This window comes from Shimia litoralis, from assembly GCF_005518135.1.
Classification (GTDB): Bacteria; Pseudomonadota; Alphaproteobacteria; order Rhodobacterales; family Rhodobacteraceae; genus Shimia_E; species Shimia_E litoralis.
Genome location: NZ_SULI01000031.1, coordinates 13,187 through 31,195 on the forward strand (window position 1 = coordinate 13,187; position 18,009 = coordinate 31,195).

21 protein-coding genes and 1 pseudogene are annotated in these 18,009 nt (G+C 52.7%); 10 read left to right on the forward strand and 12 right to left on the reverse strand.

The features are described from left to right. The first annotated feature begins 58 nt into the window (after positions 1–58). The gene (gene dalA, locus FAP39_RS16000) at positions 59–583 is read left to right on the forward strand and encodes a divisome-associated lipoprotein DalA (RefSeq protein ID WP_138017391.1); all 525 of its coding nucleotides are present in this window, start codon (positions 59–61) and stop codon (positions 581–583) included. Here dalA and FAP39_RS16005 read toward each other — a convergent pair. From FAP39_RS16005 to FAP39_RS16035, 7 genes and pseudogenes are all read right to left on the reverse strand, one after another. Beyond that, positions 574–1,068, reverse strand: coding sequence for a L,D-transpeptidase family protein (locus FAP39_RS16005; protein ID WP_138017392.1), 495 nt, complete (start codon positions 1,066–1,068; stop codon positions 574–576). The two genes, dalA and FAP39_RS16005, sit on opposite strands and share 10 nt — an antisense overlap. An 88-nt stretch (positions 1,069–1,156) precedes the next feature. Next, complete coding sequence (locus FAP39_RS16010) at positions 1,157–2,371, reverse strand: class I SAM-dependent RNA methyltransferase (protein WP_138017393.1); 1,215 nt, start codon at positions 2,369–2,371, stop codon at positions 1,157–1,159. 41 nt (positions 2,372–2,412) lie between these two features. Beyond that, positions 2,413–3,927: a glycosyltransferase gene (locus FAP39_RS16015; RefSeq protein ID WP_138017394.1), complete on the reverse strand. Its 1,515-nt coding sequence runs from the start codon at positions 3,925–3,927 to the stop codon at positions 2,413–2,415. Continuing rightward, positions 3,924–4,109 carry a hypothetical protein gene (locus tag FAP39_RS16020; RefSeq protein ID WP_138017395.1) on the reverse strand — a complete coding sequence of 62 codons (186 nt, stop codon included), beginning with the start codon at positions 4,107–4,109 and terminating at the stop codon, positions 3,924–3,926. The genes FAP39_RS16015 and FAP39_RS16020 overlap by 4 nt, the downstream gene beginning before the upstream one ends. 61 nt (positions 4,110–4,170) lie before the next feature. Then, positions 4,171–5,384 (reverse strand): annotated as a pseudogene (locus FAP39_RS16025) (IS3 family transposase). A gap of 32 nt (positions 5,385–5,416) precedes the next feature. Further along, positions 5,417–5,707: a flagellar basal body protein gene (locus FAP39_RS16030; RefSeq protein ID WP_138017396.1), complete on the reverse strand. Its 291-nt coding sequence runs from the start codon at positions 5,705–5,707 to the stop codon at positions 5,417–5,419. Positions 5,708–5,724: 17 nt separating this feature from the next. After that, positions 5,725–6,111: a FlgB family protein gene (locus tag FAP39_RS16035; protein ID WP_138017397.1), complete on the reverse strand. Its 387-nt coding sequence runs from the start codon at positions 6,109–6,111 to the stop codon at positions 5,725–5,727. 84 nt (positions 6,112–6,195) lie between these two features. Between FAP39_RS16035 and FAP39_RS16040 the strand changes: the two genes are divergently transcribed. After that, complete coding sequence (locus FAP39_RS16040) at positions 6,196–7,542, forward strand: FliI/YscN family ATPase (protein WP_138017398.1); 1,347 nt, start codon at positions 6,196–6,198, stop codon at positions 7,540–7,542. 27 nt (positions 7,543–7,569) lie between these two features. Here the strand turns inward: FAP39_RS16040 and msrA are convergent, their stop codons facing one another. After that, on the reverse strand, positions 7,570–8,229 hold the full coding sequence (gene msrA / locus FAP39_RS16045) for a peptide-methionine (S)-S-oxide reductase MsrA (RefSeq protein ID WP_138017399.1): 660 nt from the start codon (positions 8,227–8,229) through the stop codon (positions 7,570–7,572). A gap of 154 nt (positions 8,230–8,383) precedes the next feature. Between msrA and FAP39_RS16050 the strand changes: the two genes are divergently transcribed. Both FAP39_RS16050 and FAP39_RS16055 read left to right on the forward strand, forming a co-directional pair. Continuing rightward, positions 8,384–9,307 (forward strand): D-amino acid aminotransferase, encoded by a 924-nt coding sequence (locus FAP39_RS16050; protein WP_138017400.1) that lies wholly within the window; start codon positions 8,384–8,386, stop codon positions 9,305–9,307. A gap of 21 nt (positions 9,308–9,328) precedes the next feature. Then, on the forward strand, positions 9,329–10,042 hold the full coding sequence (locus tag FAP39_RS16055) for a sulfotransferase-like domain-containing protein (protein WP_138017401.1): 714 nt from the start codon (positions 9,329–9,331) through the stop codon (positions 10,040–10,042). 58 nt (positions 10,043–10,100) lie between these two features. Here the strand turns inward: FAP39_RS16055 and FAP39_RS16060 are convergent, their stop codons facing one another. From FAP39_RS16060 to FAP39_RS16070, 3 genes are all read right to left on the reverse strand, one after another. Continuing rightward, positions 10,101–10,382 carry an SCP2 sterol-binding domain-containing protein gene (locus tag FAP39_RS16060; RefSeq protein ID WP_138017402.1) on the reverse strand — a complete coding sequence of 94 codons (282 nt, stop codon included), beginning with the start codon at positions 10,380–10,382 and terminating at the stop codon, positions 10,101–10,103. Between the two features lie 110 nt (positions 10,383–10,492). Further along, on the reverse strand, positions 10,493–11,716 hold the full coding sequence (locus tag FAP39_RS16065) for an argininosuccinate synthase (RefSeq protein ID WP_138017403.1): 1,224 nt from the start codon (positions 11,714–11,716) through the stop codon (positions 10,493–10,495). A 103-nt stretch (positions 11,717–11,819) separates the two neighbouring features. Further along, entirely contained in the window at positions 11,820–12,140 is a 321-nt protein-coding gene (locus tag FAP39_RS16070; RefSeq protein WP_138017404.1) for an Hpt domain-containing protein, read from the reverse strand. Between the two features lie 159 nt (positions 12,141–12,299). Here FAP39_RS16070 and FAP39_RS16075 point away from each other — a divergent pair, with 159 nt between their 5' ends. Beyond that, on the forward strand, positions 12,300–13,577 hold the full coding sequence (locus FAP39_RS16075) for a PP2C family protein-serine/threonine phosphatase (RefSeq protein WP_138017409.1): 1,278 nt from the start codon (positions 12,300–12,302) through the stop codon (positions 13,575–13,577). Here FAP39_RS16075 and FAP39_RS16080 read toward each other — a convergent pair. After that, a complete protein-coding gene (locus FAP39_RS16080) occupies positions 13,574–14,011 on the reverse strand; it encodes an NUDIX domain-containing protein (RefSeq protein ID WP_138017405.1) in 438 nt (145 codons plus the stop codon). The two genes, FAP39_RS16075 and FAP39_RS16080, sit on opposite strands and share 4 nt — an antisense overlap. A gap of 77 nt (positions 14,012–14,088) precedes the next feature. Between FAP39_RS16080 and hslO the strand changes: the two genes are divergently transcribed. The 5 genes from hslO to FAP39_RS16105 form a co-directional block, all read left to right on the forward strand. Beyond that, positions 14,089–15,078 (forward strand): Hsp33 family molecular chaperone HslO, encoded by a 990-nt coding sequence (hslO, locus tag FAP39_RS16085; RefSeq protein WP_138017406.1) that lies wholly within the window; start codon positions 14,089–14,091, stop codon positions 15,076–15,078. Beyond that, entirely contained in the window at positions 15,075–15,671 is a 597-nt protein-coding gene (locus FAP39_RS16090; RefSeq protein ID WP_138017407.1) for a CoA pyrophosphatase, read from the forward strand. Before hslO ends, FAP39_RS16090 begins: the two co-directional genes overlap by 4 nt. Continuing rightward, on the forward strand, positions 15,668–16,819 hold the full coding sequence (locus FAP39_RS16095) for a CCA tRNA nucleotidyltransferase (RefSeq protein WP_246059209.1): 1,152 nt from the start codon (positions 15,668–15,670) through the stop codon (positions 16,817–16,819). The genes FAP39_RS16090 and FAP39_RS16095 overlap by 4 nt, the downstream gene beginning before the upstream one ends. Positions 16,820–17,362: 543 nt before the next feature. Then, complete coding sequence (locus FAP39_RS16100; RefSeq protein ID WP_138017408.1) at positions 17,363–17,698, forward strand: hypothetical protein; 336 nt, start codon at positions 17,363–17,365, stop codon at positions 17,696–17,698. 87 nt (positions 17,699–17,785) lie between these two features. After that, the coding region (locus FAP39_RS16105; RefSeq protein WP_171006894.1) for a transposase at positions 17,786–18,009 on the forward strand (224 nt) is incomplete at its 3' end.

Below are 18,009 nucleotides of genomic sequence, written 5' to 3' on the forward strand. Positions count from 1 at the left end.
TTCAAGGCAACGTGCCACAGGGTAGACCGTAGTATAGAAAACACATGTAGGACAGGCAATGACGCGACTATTGGCATTCATAATGGCATCGACCTTGGTTTTGGCCGGATGTGATACTGCGGGAACAAACGGATCTTCTGGTCCGCGGCAGTATAAAATCTCGTCCAACAACACCGCAAAGATCCAATACCGTGTGGTGGATTCCATAAACGCTCTGCGTCAAGCATCTGGTGCGGGCCCCGTCACTATGAACGCTCAACTCAACGCTGCTGCGGCCACACACTCGCGTGACATGTCTGCCCAAAATCGCCCCTGGCACTTTGGCTCTGATGGATCTTCGCCGATCCAACGCGTACAGCGTGTCGGATACGCTGGCCGTTTCTTGGGTGAAACGATCTCGGAGACCTACGAGACCGAACTAGAGACACTTGAAGCGTGGCTATCCCAAGATGATACACGCGCCGTTATCCTGAATCCGCAAGCTGCGGATATCGGATTCGCTTGGTTCCAAGAATCCAACGGGAAAATTTGGTGGACGCTGATTGTGGGCCAACCCACCGGTGCGGCGCAACTTCAGGGATAGATTGAAACCGGCGTTCCGATCTTGACCATCGAATATGCCTCTTCGATCTCTTTGTTGGTCACAGCAATACAACCCGCCGTCCAATCTCTGCCGCCTTTGCGATATTTCCAAGGGCGCCCGTGAATGAAGATGTCGCCGCCGGGCTTTTGGCCGATGGAATGCGCGTAAGCCACATCCGCCGCGTTGGGATAAGAAATGCCCAAGGATAGATGGAACTGGCTGTTTGGATTGCGTCGGTCGATTCGATAGTCACCTTCGGGTGTTTTGCCATCGCCACGCACGGTTTTATCGCCGCTTGGCGTAAACCCAAGGCCAACATCATAGGTTTTGAGCACCTCTTTACCGTGCATCAGGTACATCTTGCGGCTTTCCTTATAAATCAGGACGCGCGTGACCTCTGGGCCATTGTAAGACTTGAACTTGGACTCGCAGCCCGCCAACCCCAAGACCAGCAAAGCCGAAAGCGTGATCATAAGCAGTCGCATGGCGTCTTCCTTGTGCTGTTTGTCTCGTGATAACGGCAATGTCTTAGATCGCCTAGAGCACAAACGCCCATCACATCAATGTGAGCGCCTAACCGCGCGAGAAGCGGGCTACCAGTTCAACATGGCTTGACCACCGGAACTGATCAACAACCTGCACCCAATCAAGCGTATACCCGCCACTGACCAGGGTCGCGGCATCGCGTGCGAATGTCACCGGGTTACAGGATACAAAACCGATTACCGGCACATCCGAGGCCGCCAACTCCGCGACCTGTGCCTCGGCACCAGCCCTAGGTGGATCAATGACCGCAAAGTCATAGTTCAAATCTTGATCTATGACCGGGTTCCGAAACAAATCTCGGGTTTCTGTCGTAACCGCCTTCAGACCCTGCGCCATGCGCCATCCACCATCGAGAGCGGTGAGCATAGGCGCCTCGCTTTCGATTGCGTGCATCTCGCTGTTTAGCGCCAAAGGCAATGTGAAGGTGCCGCATCCTGCAAACAGATCAAGCCCCTTTTTCCCACTTCCAACAGCTTCGATGACAGCCGTCAACAAGGCCTGCTCTCCCTCGCGGGTGGCCTGAAGAAACGCGCCGGGCGGAGGTGTGACACGCGCGGGTCCGAATTGTTGATGTGGTGGCACGCGTGCAGCTACCACTTCGCCATCCCATGACAGCCGCGCCAATTTGAGGCGCTCGACCTCTTGGCCCAACTGCGATTGAAGCGGTCCATCAAGGGGTTTTCCGCCTGCCACCGCAAGATCCAGCCCCATAGGTGAAAGGGTTGCCGTGATCGACAGCTCGGCTTTTCGGCTTGCACCGATGACGGCCAAGGCTTCGGCTGCGACACGTGCCTTCATCAGATCAGGATGCAGCAACGTGCAGTCCGGAATTTCACAGATCACATCGCTGGCACGTTTATGGAATCCTGCCATCGCGCCCTTTTTCGTGCGCCGCACGGAAAGAGTTGCGCGTCGTCTCGATTGCGCGGGCGAAGTCGCAATGGGGCGCATTTCTGTTTCAAGACCCTGTGCACCCAAGGCATGACGCACAACACCGATCTTCCAATCAGCCACGAACGCGTCACTTGCGTGTTGCAACTGACAACCGCCGCAAGCCTTGAAATGACGACATGGAGGGCGCACACGGTTTTCAGACGGCGTCAGGATACGAACGTCATTCAAGCGCGTTCCATCCAGCTCTCCGCTGACGGTTTCGCCGGGCAAGGTGAGGGGAGCAAACACAGGGCCGGACGCGATTCCGTCGCCATGATGTCCAAGTCGTTCGATCAAAAATTCATTCATCCACCGCCCATAGCAAGACCCGACCCGTCAGAAAAGCCCCTTCAAATTCGGATACCCAGCTGGATGGAGTTATAGAGCGTCTTCAACTGCTGAATATGAGCATCCATGGACAACGGTGTTCTGGCCTCACCCCAATACGCATCGGGGTCAAATTTTTCAGAGAGCAAATTCGTGATCCGGTCCCGAAAGGCCTGGTGATCTCCGGCTGGGAAGCACATTTCGTCACAATTCCCCAACTCTTTTGCGCCTCCAAAGGTGCTGCATAATAGCGGGATATGACGCGCGTGCATTTCGATCGCCACCTGAGGCAGGTTATCCTGCCAAAGGACTGGAACGACCCCAACAGACACATCGCACAAAATCTCGTCGAGAGTATCGTGCGAATAGCCGTCGTAATACGTTAAGAGGGACAGACGCGCCGACAAGTCGATCAATCGAGCCATTGTATGCGCATCGGCACGCCGAGCCGCCACGACCAAATGCAGCTTGGATAACACCGCATTCGGCATGGCCTCGAGCGCATCTAGAAGAAAGAAAAAACCTTTGTCCCGCCGCATATACCCCAAATATCCAAGCCTCAGTACGCCATCTTCATCTACCATCGAAGTGCGCGGCTCCGTTGTCTCAAAATGGTGCGCTTGATCTGTGCCGATATAACTCAAATGCAGCAAGTCACTTGAAATCCCATGTCCCTCGGCAATTTTCCAAACCGCTTGCGATACGCATAACACCCGATCACAGTGCGTATTTATCGATGCCACCATTGATTTGCGGCGCTGCGCAAATTCTGTTGCGAACGGCCCGCTTCGCTTTTTGCCCACACGTTGGAAGAGGTGGGTCATTTTAGACAACCTTCGCGTGATCGCCCCCGCAACACGAAACGCATAGCTAAATTTGCGCGATCCTGGGCGAATTCCCAAACGTTTCAAGTGATATGCAATTGCATTCGCGACTCGAATAGTCGGTTCATGCGGTGCGCTTGGCAAAAATCCAACGCACCGCTCACCCTTTTCAAAAGACTGGCAATGCTTTTGCTCGCCCTGCCAAAAGTTCACTTGTGGGCACAGAGGATAGTAATTGTGAAGCGACAGGCAAACTTTGGCATTCGGATAAATCCGTTGAACGTCCAACGCCTGAACAGGCAACCCTTCGATATTGTTGAAATGCACAATGTCATAGGGGCCTGTTTCTCTCAAAAATTCATAGAAAACCTCCAGAGTCTCTGGCGCATCTATTTGTGACATATTCCCAAAGGAATGGTGCGCTGGCGCCATGACCTGAGAATTAATAATTTCATATCTGCCAACATGTGGACTACGGTCATCGGAGCGCAGCGAATGCCATCGTGGCCGCCGTCGCATCAGGTCATATGAAATTCCAGACGACAAGAATGTAGGAGTAATGTCTGAGTGCTGTGCCAGCGCACCCAATAAATTTCGCTGATACACCGAAACGCCGCCACCACGTGCTTCATCATCCAGATAGTCCACCCAGTTATAATAAAGAACCCGAAGCTGTTGTGGTTGGTTTGCAATATCTGCGCATTGACGGTTCAAAGCTCTGCCTCAAGCCAATGACCAAATCCAATATGGGTGAAGTAGTTTTCAATTGCCGCGGGGTTTTCAAACCGTTCAAGAACCAGATTGCTGCCCTGTTTGACCAAAGGGCTTTTCATGTTTGCATCAAACGATACGTTCAAGAGATCACAAATCCGATGCTCGAATCCGGGCCGGAACATAGAGGTGGTCCTAGTTTTTCGACCAGTTTGCAGCCTTGTTAAGGTGGATCAGGGTTTCACTTCAGGCTGCTAATCTCATTGGTTCTATTTTGCTGGCATAGGCTTCATCGGGGGTCAATATGCCGTGCGTTGAATGAGGCCACTCTGAGTTGTAGTAGGTCAGCCATTTGCCGATACCCACCCGCATTTCTGAACCGGTCTCAAAGGCATTCAGATAGACACATTCATACTTCAACGACCTCCACAGCCGTTCGATCATCCGGTTGTCCACTGCCCGGCAGTCGTTTGTTTGCAAACGATGAGAGGGGTGCCAAGCCCCTTTCCCATCCATGCTAATCTTTATTTTTGCGTCCGTCAGCACGTCGACCCAAGCGCCGCTTGTGAACTGGCTACCTTGATCCATTGCCCGACAGGGTTATGCGCAAGCATGATCCCGAGAGGGGGTATTGAATATCTCCGGCTTACCATGCTTGATCAAAGCCTCTTTCAGGGCCTCCACGCAGAAGTCCGCGTCCATGCTGTTAGACAGCCTCCAGGCAAGAACCTTGCGGCTGTGCCAATCCATGATCGCTACCAGATACAAAAAGCCTCGTCGCATTGGGATATAGGTAATATCAGCGCACCAGACCTGGTTTGGACGGTCAATCACCACGTTCCTGAGCAGATATGGCCAGATTTTGTGCTGTGGGTGCTTCTTGCTGGTGTTGGGCTCCTGGTAAATCGGCACCAGGCGCATGAGACGCATCAGGCGACGCACACGATGCCGCCCACATTTGTGGTTATTGCGCTGCATAAAGCGCGCCATTTGGCGTGACCCATACCAAGGTGCCTCCAGGAACTGCTTGTCGATGATTTCCATAAACCGCAGGTTCTCAGCACTCTCGCCCTTCGGCTCATAATACAGATTGGACCGTGTTAGCGTCAGAAGTGCGCACTGGCGGCGAACGCTTAACTCATGATCGCGGCTCACCATTTTTTGCCTCGCGTCCCGAGCAACTGATGCGAGGCTTCGGCTAAAAAATCCCGTTCCACCACCAATTGACCGATTTTCGAATGCAGCTTGTCGATATCGGCGGGGCTCACCTGCTCAGGGGCCGTTCCCCGCCGCGCAAAGGCTGTCGCCATGTTCTCTATCGCTGCCCGCTTCCATGTTCCGATCTGTGTTGGATGGACGCCGTACTTCTTGGACAGTTCCGATAGCGTCATTTCTTCGCGGATCGCTTCAAGCGCGACCTTGGCTTTGAACTCGGGCGAATGGTTCTTTCGTTTCTTCATTCTGGATCACTTCTTTCCTCATGCGATCCACCTTAACAATTGGTCCGAATTTCCGCGACCACCTCTCCTTTGAAGTGACCTGTTTCATCCGCCAACGGGTGCGACGGATTGAAAATCTCCTTGAATTCCTTTTGATCCAAAGTCACGCGCCCGACGGAAACCTGCCCATCATCCAATCCAAACGCTGTTTCAAACGAAACCGCCTTGCGGCGATACCCTAGCGTATCAGCATTTGCGATGTTTTCAGATACATGGCGCAAGCGAACGGCCTGTGCGCGCAAACCACTTGTGCTGAGATCAAGGGCTGAGGTGAAATCAGTCATTATTGAGTATTCCCATGCTATCGACGACCAAGGCTGGTGCGCAAAATTCCCAGAGACGATTTGTAGATCGCGAGCGCACGCCCGTGCTGACGCTGAATTCCGACAGCTTTCATCATCTCTTCTTCAAGCGACACACTGTTTCCATTCGGCGATCTGGATCGGGCATCGCTGGCAAGATCACTTGACGCCATACCGGAACTTGCGCCGATGTGTTTCGGCCGAGTGGCGAGCATCCCCGAACCCGAGTTCTGGTGTCGAACGATATCTTGAAAAGACGACACGCTTAACGCGGTGTAGCCGGGTGTGTCCGCGTTCGCCAAATTCTGAGCTACGACAGATTGTCGGTTCGCAGCGTGAACGGCCATCGCATGGGACATCTTAAAGATGTCTAGGTTTTGAAACATCGGGGCTTCTCCCTCGAATTGATACATCAAGGCTTAACCCTGATTCCTTTAGAAATTGTTTTCAGAAGAAATTTGGAGAATTGAATGACTCACGCGCCTCTGTCATCTCTTACCGCCACCGTTGCATCTCTCACCGCTGTCCGCGAAATCGGTCGCGTCACCGCAGTCGAAGGTATGCAAATACATGCAAGAGGCTTGCGTGGTCGTGCGCATGTCGGTGATCTTGTGACACTACAGCGCTCGGATGGCAGCCGGCTGTCCGGCGAAATCCTTCAGTTGCGCGGAGACGACGTGTCGTTCTTGCCAGATGGATCAATAGATGGTGTCGCTATCGAAGATCCTGTCTTTCTCGGCGGTCCACCAACGATATATCCATCACCGCAATGGATCGGGCGCATTCTCGACGCTTCGGGTCAACCACTTGATGGGGCCCCGATTGGTCGCGGCGTCCACGCCGTGCCTCTTAAGGCGCCGCCGCCGCCCGCACACAAGCGCCGCCCCCTTGGCCCCCGCATGGAAACGGGCGTTCCGGTCTTCAACACGATGTTGCCAATCGTCAAAGGGCAACGCATTGGCCTTTTTGCAGGGTCAGGCGTTGGGAAATCAAGTTTACTCGGGCGGCTTGCCAAAAATATGACCGCAGATGTCGTTGTCATTGCCCTGGTTGGTGAAAGGGGACGCGAGCTTCGCGATTTTGTCGAAGACGTCTTGGGGCATGAGGGACTAAAACGATCAGTGGTTATTGCAGCGACCTCGGATCAATCTCCGATCCAAAGGCGCCGTTGCCTTTGGGCGGCCATGGCGACGGCCGAATATTTTCGTGATCTTGGCAACCATGTTCTGTTTCTAGCGGATTCAGTGACACGTTTTGCCGAAGCCCATCGCGAGGTTGCTGTCGCCGGAGGCGAACTGCCGTCCCTCAGAGGGTACCCGCCGTCAACGGCGCATCTTATCATGTCATTATGTGAAAGAGCCGGCCCGGGAACCGCAGAGCAAGGCGACATTACAGCGGTGCTTAGTGTCCTTGTCGCCGGATCAGATATGGATGAACCGATCGCAGACATTTTGCGAGGCGTTTTGGACGGACACGTCGTCTTGGATCGACACATCGCCGAAAGGGGGCGATTTCCGGCAGTGGACTTGTTGCGATCTGTTTCAAGAAGCCTGCCGAACGCCGCATCGCATACGGAAAACCAGACTATTCGAGAAATTCGCCGCCTACTGGGCGCTTATGAACAATCGGAAACAATGGTTCGGGCTGGTCTATATTCCGAAGGAAGCGATCCATATTTGGACGCCGCCATTTCTGCATGGCCACAGCTGGATGCATTTCTGGGTGACTCAACGACGCTTCCCACGAAAACCTGTTTCTCCAAGCTGGATCTCATTTTGCGCCGATCGGGCGCGACAAATGCCGCGCCTGCGATTTGATCAGCTCAACATAAATTCATCACGCACCTAGTGCTTTACAAAAGGGGCGGCAGAGCCCCAAAGCGCTTGGACACGCGCATCTCGCTTACAGGCCTTGCGGTATCGTTTGTATGCCTCGGCTTGGCGCTTGGGGCCAAATCGGGTCAGAACAATATTGGTGCCTTTATAGTAATCTTGATGATAATCTTCTGCATCATAGAACCGTGAGGCAGTTGTGATCGGGGTTACAATCTTGCGCCCTAAATCTTGCTGAGCTTGCTTCTTTGCCGCTTCAGCGGCCGCTTTCTGCGCAGCACCAGAGACAAAAATAGCAGTTCTATAGCTGTCACCACGGTCACAAAATTGCCCACCTGCATCCGTCGGGTCAACGGAGCGGAAAAATAGATGCAGCAAGCGGTCAACAGTGACCACATTTGGATCAAACGTAATTTCAACCGCCTCATAATGACCCGTGCCACCCTTGGTGACTTGTTTATATGTTGGGCTCTTTGTGCGTCCGCCTGTGTACCCAGACACGGCAGATTTCACGCCCTTTACGCTTTCGAAATCGCTTTCCACACACCAGAAACATCCTCCGGCGACCACCAGTTTTTCGCTTGCGGCCTCAGCACGGGACCCGTGCACAACCAAGCCAAGCGCGATAAGCACGCCAAGCGCAATCGGTTTCAAATTTTGCAAATACCGCATTGATGATCCTCCTTGATACATCTTGTCTGCGCCCAATTTTTGACTGTCGCAACCGGATGAAATTGAATGTCACAGCTTGGTGAGCAAATTTTACCACTTGGCTGTGAGGAAAAGGCGGTCTAGCGTCACGTGAAACTCAAAAGAAAGCGCCCAGATGAGCGACCATGTCACCACCCATCAAACCGAGGACGATGCTCGAAATGAGGACATCCTGATCTATGTAAACGGATCAATCTGTCCCAAAGCCGATGCCAAGGTAAGTGTCTATGATTCCGGTTTCATGCTTGGCGACGGCGTTTGGGAAGGTTTGCGTCTCTACGAGGGGCACTGGGCATTTCTGAGCGAACATATCGATCGTCTTTTCGAAGCCGCGAAGGCCATCGACCTCGATATCGGGATGTCGCGCAACGACGTTGTTGCAGCTATTGAGGCCACGCGCACCGCAAACGGCATGACGACGGATGCACACGCACGCCTTATGGTCACGCGCGGTCCAAAAACACGACCGTTTCAACATCCGGGCCTAAGTCAAAGCGGTGCGACGGTCGTGATCATTATGGAACACTCAAAACCTCGCATCCCGCGCCCCATTCGGCTTGCGACTGTACCGCACATTCGCGGGCTACCAATGACGCAGGACCCCAAGCTAAATTCCCATTCCAAGCTAAATTGTATTCTGGCCTGCATCGCCGCAGAAAAAGCGGGTGCCGACGAAGGTCTGATGCTGGATATCAACGGGTTCGTAAACACTACAAACGCCTGCAATTTTTTCATCGTCCGCAAAGGTGCGGTTTGGACCAGTACAGGTGACTATTGCATGAACGGGATTACCCGCCAAAAGGTCATCGACGTCTGTCGCGCAGATGGAATACCTGTCTTTGAACGCAACTATTCACTGGTTGACACATATGGTGCCGACGAAGCCTTCCTAACTGGCACCTTTGGCGCACAGACCCCCGTGAGCGAGATTGACGGACGCCCTATTGGCTCTGGCGATATGGGACCCATGACTTTGCGTATTCGCGAATTGTACAAGACGCTTGTCGCAGCAGATGCCCAAGCTCGATCAACTACCTAGAGATACACAGGAGGTTTCAGTATGAAAATTGCAATGTGGAGCGGTCCGCGAAATCTCTCGACGGCAATGATGTACAGCTTCGGCAACCGCACCGATTGTGCTGTCGTCGACGAGCCTTTTTACGCGGCATATCTGGCTTTGTCGGGATTGGACCATCCGCTCAGAGCTGAAATTCTGACAAGTCAGCCACAAGACCCAAAGACAGTGGCCGCATCCCTCGTGGGCATCAACCCTGACGACAAGTCACATTATTATCAGAAACACATGACCCATCACATGATTCCCGGGGTTCCCAGGGACTGGATGCGCGACGTCGTGAATGTCTTTTTGATCCGCCATCCGGCACGTGTCGCAGCAAGCTATGCGATTAAGCGAGAGAACCCATCGTTGGAAGACCTCGGATTTCGCCAACAATCCGAATTGTATGATCTGGTCGAAAGCTGGGGACAAACTCCGATTGTCATTGATAGCCATGATATTCGCGACAATCCCAAGGCAATGATCGAAAAACTGTGCAACGCAATTGGCCTTCAGTTTGAGGACAACATGTTGAGTTGGCCAGAGGGCGGGCACAAGGATGACGGTGCATGGGCGCCGCATTGGTACGGGTCTGTGTGGAACTCGTCGGGGTTTGCGGGCGCAGAAGGCCCTCTGCCCACGTTGTCCAAAGATTTGGACGCCGTTGTTCAGCAAGCCTTGCCGCATTACGAGAAAATGCAAGCCAACAAGCTTTAACTACAAGCACGGACCTATGCGTTCGCTCAACTTAGGTCTGTCACATTCGTCGGCAACCTTATTTCAGAAGCTGGCCAAGTTTCATTGCAACGCTCATGTCGCCGGACACCTTGAGCTTGCCCATCATAACGCCTGTCATCGGATTAAGCTTGCCCGTTAACAGCTTGGTCAAATTGGCTTGCGACAGCTTGATCGTACAATCAGTTTCCTGATCCACTGTTGTAGCAGACTGCTCAGACAACACGATTACGCCGTCTTCACCACAATCGAACTTCAATGATCCCTCAAAGGTTTTTCCGCCCAATCCAGCTTGAATGCCATCAGCAATGTCACGCAACATTTTTTCGCTCCTTAAACAACAAACGCCCCCCTATGTCCTAGGAGGGCGCTTTTGTATTCGCAACGATGACGTAGCTGGACGCACCGACGTTTTTAAAGAGACTTAAACCGCTATTTGACGCGCTTATTCCGCTGAGCGATCAATTTCAAACGCAGCGCCTGAAGCTGAATAAATCCTGCCGCATCGGTTTGGTCATACGCACCTGCATCATCTTCAAAAGTTACGTGTTCTTCAGAGTACAAGGAATGATCGGACCAGCGTCCAACGCAGAACGCAGACCCCTTGTACAACTTCAGACGGACCGTTCCTGTCACATGAGTTTGGCTGGCATCGATGGCGGCTTGCAACATCTCACGCTCTGGGCTGTACCAGAACCCATTGTAAATCAACTCGGCATATTTTGGCATAAGCTCGTCTTTTAGATGCATCGCGCCGCGATCCATCGTGATCGATTCAATGCCACGGTGTGCCTCGAGCAATACCGTACCGCCCGGAGTTTCATAGATGCCGCGTGATTTCATGCCCACGAAACGCCCCTCGACAAGATCAAGACGTCCGATACCGTGTTTTCCGCCCAACTCATTCAGTTTGGTCAGGATGGTTGCAGGGCTCATTGCTTCGCCGTTGATGCTAACCGCATCACCTTTTTCAAAGCCAACCTCGATAAATTCGGGCTCGTTCGGTGCATCTTCGGGGTGGACTGTACGCTGATAAACGTAATCCGGCGCGGCGACTGCTGGATCTTCCAGCACTTTGCCCTCAGAAGACGTATGCAAGAGATTGGCATCAACCGAGAACGGGGCTTCGCCACGTTTGTCTTTTGCGATTGGAATCTGGTTCTTCTCTGCAAAATCGATCAACTTGGTCCGAGACGTCAAATCCCATTCCCGCCAAGGTGCAATCACCTTGATATCAGGGTTCAGCGCATAGGCTGCCAATTCAAACCGGACCTGATCGTTACCCTTGCCCGTCGCACCATGCGCGACTGCATCGGCGCCTGTTGCTTCGGCGATTTCGACCAAGCGCTTGGAAATCAATGGGCGCGCAATCGAGGTTCCCAGCAGGTACAGACCTTCATACACTGCATTGGCGCGGAACATAGGAAAGACAAAATCGCGCACAAACTCTTCACGCACATCTTCAATATAGATGTTTTCGGGTTTGATCCCTAGCAGCTCGGCTTTTTTGCGGGCCGGATCGAGTTCTTCACCCTGACCAAGGTCAGCGGTAAAAGTGACCACTTCGCAACCATATTCGGTTTGCAACCATTTCAGAATGATCGAAGTGTCTAGGCCACCAGAATAGGCGAGGACGACTTTTTTGGGCGCGGACATGTCAGATTCCCTTCAACGTATATCGCAGGCGCGATAACGGGTTTTCCCGCCTAGAGCAAGGCGCAGGCCGCCGATGGGAAGAAATGGCGCAGGTAATTCAAGGTTATGCGTTCAATTGTGCTTGAAATTCGGCCTTGGACTCCGCGTACGCTTGCAAAATACGTGCTATATCGACGCTTTCCGGCGTTCCCTCTGCACAGGATGTTTCACCTGCTTGGCACAGTGTTGAAAATGCATTGAATCCTAGGTTCAGCGCACCGCCTTTTAAAAAGTGAAGATCAGCCCCTAAACTCGCCATACTTGGTGCTGTTTCCAGACGGGAAGTCACCTGTTCTACCTCTTCAAGGAAAATCTCGACAACTTCGGCGAAGTCCTCTGGCCCAATCTCTTCTCGAAGCTCTGTGACACGGTCCCAATTGATCATGGTGCAGATCCTTTCATTTTTCAGACCTTGCGCGAAAATGGTTAAAAGATCGTAGCGCCGCGCGAAATACAAAAACAAACTTAGGCTTTGAGGAAAAATTAAGTGTCCAGCGTGTAAAGCGTAGGGTGTTGAGGAAATTGTTGTGTGATCACGCAAGGAATGAATGTGCTTGAACCAAACACTATCACGCCAGAGACCTCCCCAGATTCAGGGGTGATCAAGCGGATATTGCTTGTCGATGACAGCCGCTTGCAACGCAGAATATTGTCTGCGTCCCTTACCCGCGACGGATATGAGGTGTTGGAAGCAGGATCTGGAGAAGAAGCGCTGGAAATATGCCAGTCTGCGGCGCCTGATCTCATATTGAGTGATTGGGTGATGCCCGGTATGGATGGTCTTGAATTTTGCAAAGCCTTTAGAGCCTTGCCGGGCGACCAATACGGCTACTTCATTATCCTTACGTCAAAAAGCGAAAAGGCCGAGGTCGTGAGGGGGCTTGAGGGGGGTGCTGATGACTTTGTGACGAAACCGGTAAATGCGCACGAACTCCGCGCCCGCATCAGTGCCGGAGAACGCATTCTTAGGATGCAGCGGGAGCTAACTGAGAAAAACCGCGTCATCACAGATACGCTGGATGAAATTCAACGCCTCTATGATTCACTGGATCACGATCTTATCGAAGCCAAGAAACTTCAACAGTCATTGGTGCGGGATCGGTTTCAAGATTTCGGCACGGGTGTCGCCTCGTTAATGCTACATCCGAGCGGTCATGTAGGTGGCGACCTAGTCGGGCACTATCGCATTAATGACCACCGTGTGGGATTGTTCTCAATTGATGTATCAGGTCATGGCATCAGTTCGGCATTGATGACCGCAAGGTTAGCTGGCTATTTGTCCTCGACTTCACCCGAACACAATGTCGCGCTGCAGTTCATGCCAGACGGCTCTCAGGAGCATCTTCCGCCTGCTACGGTCATCGCTCGGCTCAACAAGATCATTATGGACGAGATGGAGACCGAGCTTTATTTTACGATGTTATTGGCCGAGGTGAATTTGCAAACCGGCCATGTCACCATGGCACAGGCTGGGCATCCTCATCCGGTCATTCAGCGTGCAGATGGTACAATCGAACAGGATGGCCCGGGCGGATTCCCCGTGGGTCTTATCGATCACGCAGAGTTCTCACAATTCGAGGCAACATTAGATGTCGGAGATCGGCTTCTGATTTTGTCGGATGGCGTCACCGAATGCCCCAATCCAAATGACGAGATGCTCGGCGAAGACGGGTTGGTCGATCTATTACGTGAGTTGTCAGATCAACCTGCTGAAACAATGCTGGAAACGATGCTTTGGCACCTGGACCAATTTGCAGGCGATCGCGGTTTTCCTGACGACATCTCGGGCATCCTATTCGAATATCGCGGACCGTGGATCTAATAGACACAATGGCTTGCAAAATGCTGATCTCCGGCATTCGCGAGCATCGGAATTGCGATATCTGCTGGCATCCAACACGCCTCATGCATCGGCTCTGTAGGTGGCCCAATGCGGTGCGCGGGACGTGCAAGGTAAATTGAGCAAATCTTTTCCGCCCACATGTCATATTCTGGCATAAAGACGAATCTTCGGTACGTACCTAATCGAGTTGGTTTGGTAATTGTATACCCTGTCTCTTCATACACTTCACGATGCAAGGCACCCACTGGCGCCTCGCCCGGGTCAATACCGCCACCCGGTAATTGAAATTCAGGCTCCGGTTCAGATTGATGGGTGACTAACATGTCATTTCCACGCATCAATACCGCATACGCTCCTGGACGCAAAGTGTACTGAATTTCCGCTTTTGGCGGATGCCCAAATCGACGGATCATCATGTTACCCCTTTTTGTTAGCCTTGCTGCACTTATATAGTCGCGGTATTGCAAGGGAAGGCCTCTGAGGAAACCCCATGACACTTGGAACAAAAATTGCCTGGGACGACACTGTGTTGCCGTTTCAGTTGGACAAATCTGACATTCGCGGTCGCGTTGCGCGGCTAGATGGCGTGCTTGATGGCGTGCTCAAACAACACGGCTACCCCCCGGCGGTCGAAGCATTGGTCGCAGAGATGGCGCTTTTGACGGCTTTGATCGGCCAAACGATCAAGTTGCGCTGGAAGCTGTCCCTTCAGGTTCAGTCCAAGGGGGCTGTTCGCATGATCGCCACCGATTATTACGGCCCCACCGAAGATGGTGAGCCCGCGAAAATTCGGGCTTATGCCAGTTATGATGAAGCACGCCTGACTGACGGGTCACCATTTGACCAGGTTGGCGATGGATACTTTGCAATTCTGATCGATCAGGGATCCGGAATGGCGCCATACCAAGGGATCACGCCCATCGCTGGTGGATCCCTCAAAGCCTGTGCAGAAGCCTATTTTGCACAATCCGAGCAGCTGGCAACAAGATTTGCCTTACGGTTTGGGAAATCAAGCGCCCCCGGCGTACCCGAGCATTGGCGTGCGGGCGGCGTTATGCTGCAACATATGCCCAAAGCCTCGCCACATGTTTCAGGTGATAGCGGCAGCGGAGATCTCGGCTTGCTACAGGCCGAAGATATTCTGAATGAAGATGACGGTGAAAACTGGAATCGCGCCAATATCCTGTTGGACTCAGTCGAAGACCTCGAGCTTATTGGCCCCTCGGTCCCCCCGACTGATCTTTTGGTTCGCTTGTTTCATGAGGAATCTCCACGTGTGTTCGATGCACAACCGGTTCGGTTTGGCTGCACCTGTTCTGAAGACCGCGTGCGTCAGAGCCTCTCTATATACTCGGCCAAAGACATTCGTACGATGACCACAGACTCAGGCCGTGTCACCGCCGATTGTCAATTCTGTGGTGCTCACTACGACATCGACCCGCTGTCAGTCGGCTTTGAGGCACAGGAACCAGAGGGGTGAGCGACACCCTAACCGTATTGCGCGCAGCGCTTGAACACGACACTGCAAGATCATCAGATTTTGATCTCAATCCAGATGTCGTCTTGCCGGCTGGCCGCAAATTGCGTCCAGCTGGCGTTCTGGTGCCTATCCAATTGGTACAAAACGTGCCGTATGTGATTTTGACAAAGCGTGCGTCACACCTCAAGCATCACCCTGGGCAAATAGCATTTCCAGGTGGCAAACAGGATGAAACAGACGTCGACGTGATCGCCGCCGCGCTGCGTGAGGCGCGCGAAGAAATCGGCCTCCCGACAGAAAACACCACAGTCCTAGGAACTCTGCCCTCGCATGAAACCGTGACCAACTTTTGCGTCACGCCAGTGCTCGCCCATGTGAAACATCCGTTTAAGGTTGTTGCCGAACCCGGCGAAGTTGAGGAAGTCTTTTCCGTTCCGCTCGACCATGTCACCAATCCAAATAACTATTCAATCCAGTCACGCCGCTGGATGGGCCATAAACGGAGCTATTTCACTGTTCCATTCGGATCCTATTATATCTGGGGTGCGACAGCCCGCATTCTCAGGGGGCTCGCCGAAAGGATGCACGCGTGACGCAAGTAGCCGGCATGTGGTTGAGTAACCCGCATACCCAAAAGGTACTAACTTCTCTGTCAGAATCCGGGCATCAGGCGCTCTTTGTCGGGGGCTGCGTGCGCAACGCGCTGTTGGGTGTTGAGGTCAACGACATCGATATCGCAACCAACGCACTGCCCCAAGACGTCATAGAGATCACCACAAACGCAGGACTACATGCCATTCCAACAGGGATCGACCATGGCACAGTCACCGTCATTGCCAATGGCATCCCTCATGAGATCACCACGTTTCGCAAAGACATTCTGACTGACGGCCGTCATGCCAAAGTGATCTTTTCAAACGACATACACGACGATGCGCGTCGCCGTGATTTTACGATGAATGCTCTGTATGCGATGCCGGATGGCACAGTTGTAGACCCGTTGAATGGGATTCAAGATTTACGTGACCACCGCGTTCGATTTATTGAAGATGCTTCCCAGCGCATCCAAGAAGACTATTTGCGGATACTGCGGTTTTTCAGATTTCATGCGTGGTATGGCGACGAAACGGCTGGCATCGACCCCGAAGCTTTGCACGCCATTTCGTCGAATCTTGCTGGCATAGAGACGCTTTCGAAGGAGCGTATCGGGGCAGAAATGCTGAAACTGCTTGCAGCAACGAACCCAGCGCCTGCCCTTGCCTCCATGCGTCTTTCCGGAGCTTTAGGCTGTGTTCTCGTTGGAGCGGATGATCGCGCCCTTGCGCCAATGGTGCACCTGGAAGATGAAACCGACGCAGGAGCTGATTCAATACGGCGGCTTGCTTGTTTGGGTGGACAAGGGGTCTCAAAGGCGCTTCGGCTATCCAAGAAGCAAGCCAAATCTTTAGACCTGCTGCGCGATCAAATCGGAGGGTTAACGCCCCCTGATGAGGCGGGTTATCGTTTTGGGTTCGAGACAGGCCTATCTATTTTCCTTTTGCGCGCAGCACTATTGGAAACACCTTTGCCGATGGATTTGGAATTGTCATTGCGCAGAGGTGCAAATGCACAGTTCCCAGTAAAACCAGCCGATCTTATGCCTGACGTTCAAGGAGTAGAGCTTGGCCAGACCCTTCGAAAACTCGAAGCAAAGTGGGTCAAGTCTGGATTCAAACTTGACCGCAACGATCTTCTTGCATGAGCGCAGACCGTATCAAGCCTTACGCATACGACCCTCCTTTCCCGAAACAGTGCTCTGCCTGACGTCAGCGGATGTGGGTCCAAATAGGCCGATTTGATAAGAATGTTCTTGGCTCATCGTAAGCACCGAGGAGTGGAACATCAGACAGATAACTGGAGCCGGAAACGTCTTGGCAAGAAAACCAAACCTGCCTCATGCAAGTAATAGTCAAAGAACGAAAACCGAGGCGAAATCGGACGCATTGCAATTTTCACGAAGCGCTTAGTTCAGTCGCATAATGATTGATCAATGCCGCCGCTGATAGATTTTGTGTGTTCGATTTCAGCCGAGATCGAGGTCGATATCTATACACTTTACTACCCGTTTCATACTCATAACTTTCGGCTTTTCAGGGCACAGGTTCATAGTTTTGATCTCGGGCGACATACCCCGTGGTTGCGCAAGTTTCACAGTGGGCAAATCAAAAAAAGGCCGCAAAAGAACATGCCGCGCGGCCTTATGATCTTATTCACGCGATTTGGGCGGATACATCGGCAGCCCTTGTTGGCCGAGGGCGTGCACTGGCACATTATCGGGCCGGATGCTGGGGATCCTGTGGTACAGAATTGGCTTGGCACACAGGCGATTGATTTGCCCGTCACGCTACGTGATGGAAAACCACATTGGGAGATGCCAGATTTTACCGAGCAGGGGATATCGCGTGGCTTGGGAGTTGGTTCGAAAGCCAATGCTTTGCAGCGATGGCTACAAGGAGCAGCCCCCAAAAAAATCCAAAACAGGGCAAATGTTCATGTTGTTCCACCAAACACAAAGAGCATTGAAAATGATCGCTTTTGTTTACAAGCCAGCTGTTTGCGTGTCCGGATTTCCGAAGGGTAGTCCGCTCAATCCAGTATCAGAGAGTGTCCGATCTTCTGTGTATGAGTAATCTGGCCCATGCTTCACCAACGAAGGAGCATGACTGCAATGACGATTTCCAAGGAACTACTGGACGAGCTGCTTAGCGGCGTTGAACGACCCGAGGATTTACTCGGCGACAAGGGCCTGATGAAGGAACTGAAGGTCCGGCTGATGGAACGGATGTTGGGCGCGGAACTGACCGAGCATCTGGGCTATGAGCCACATGGTGAGCCTGCCAGCCAGCAGGCCAACCGGCGCAATGGGGCGACGCGCAAAGTGTTGAAGGGCAA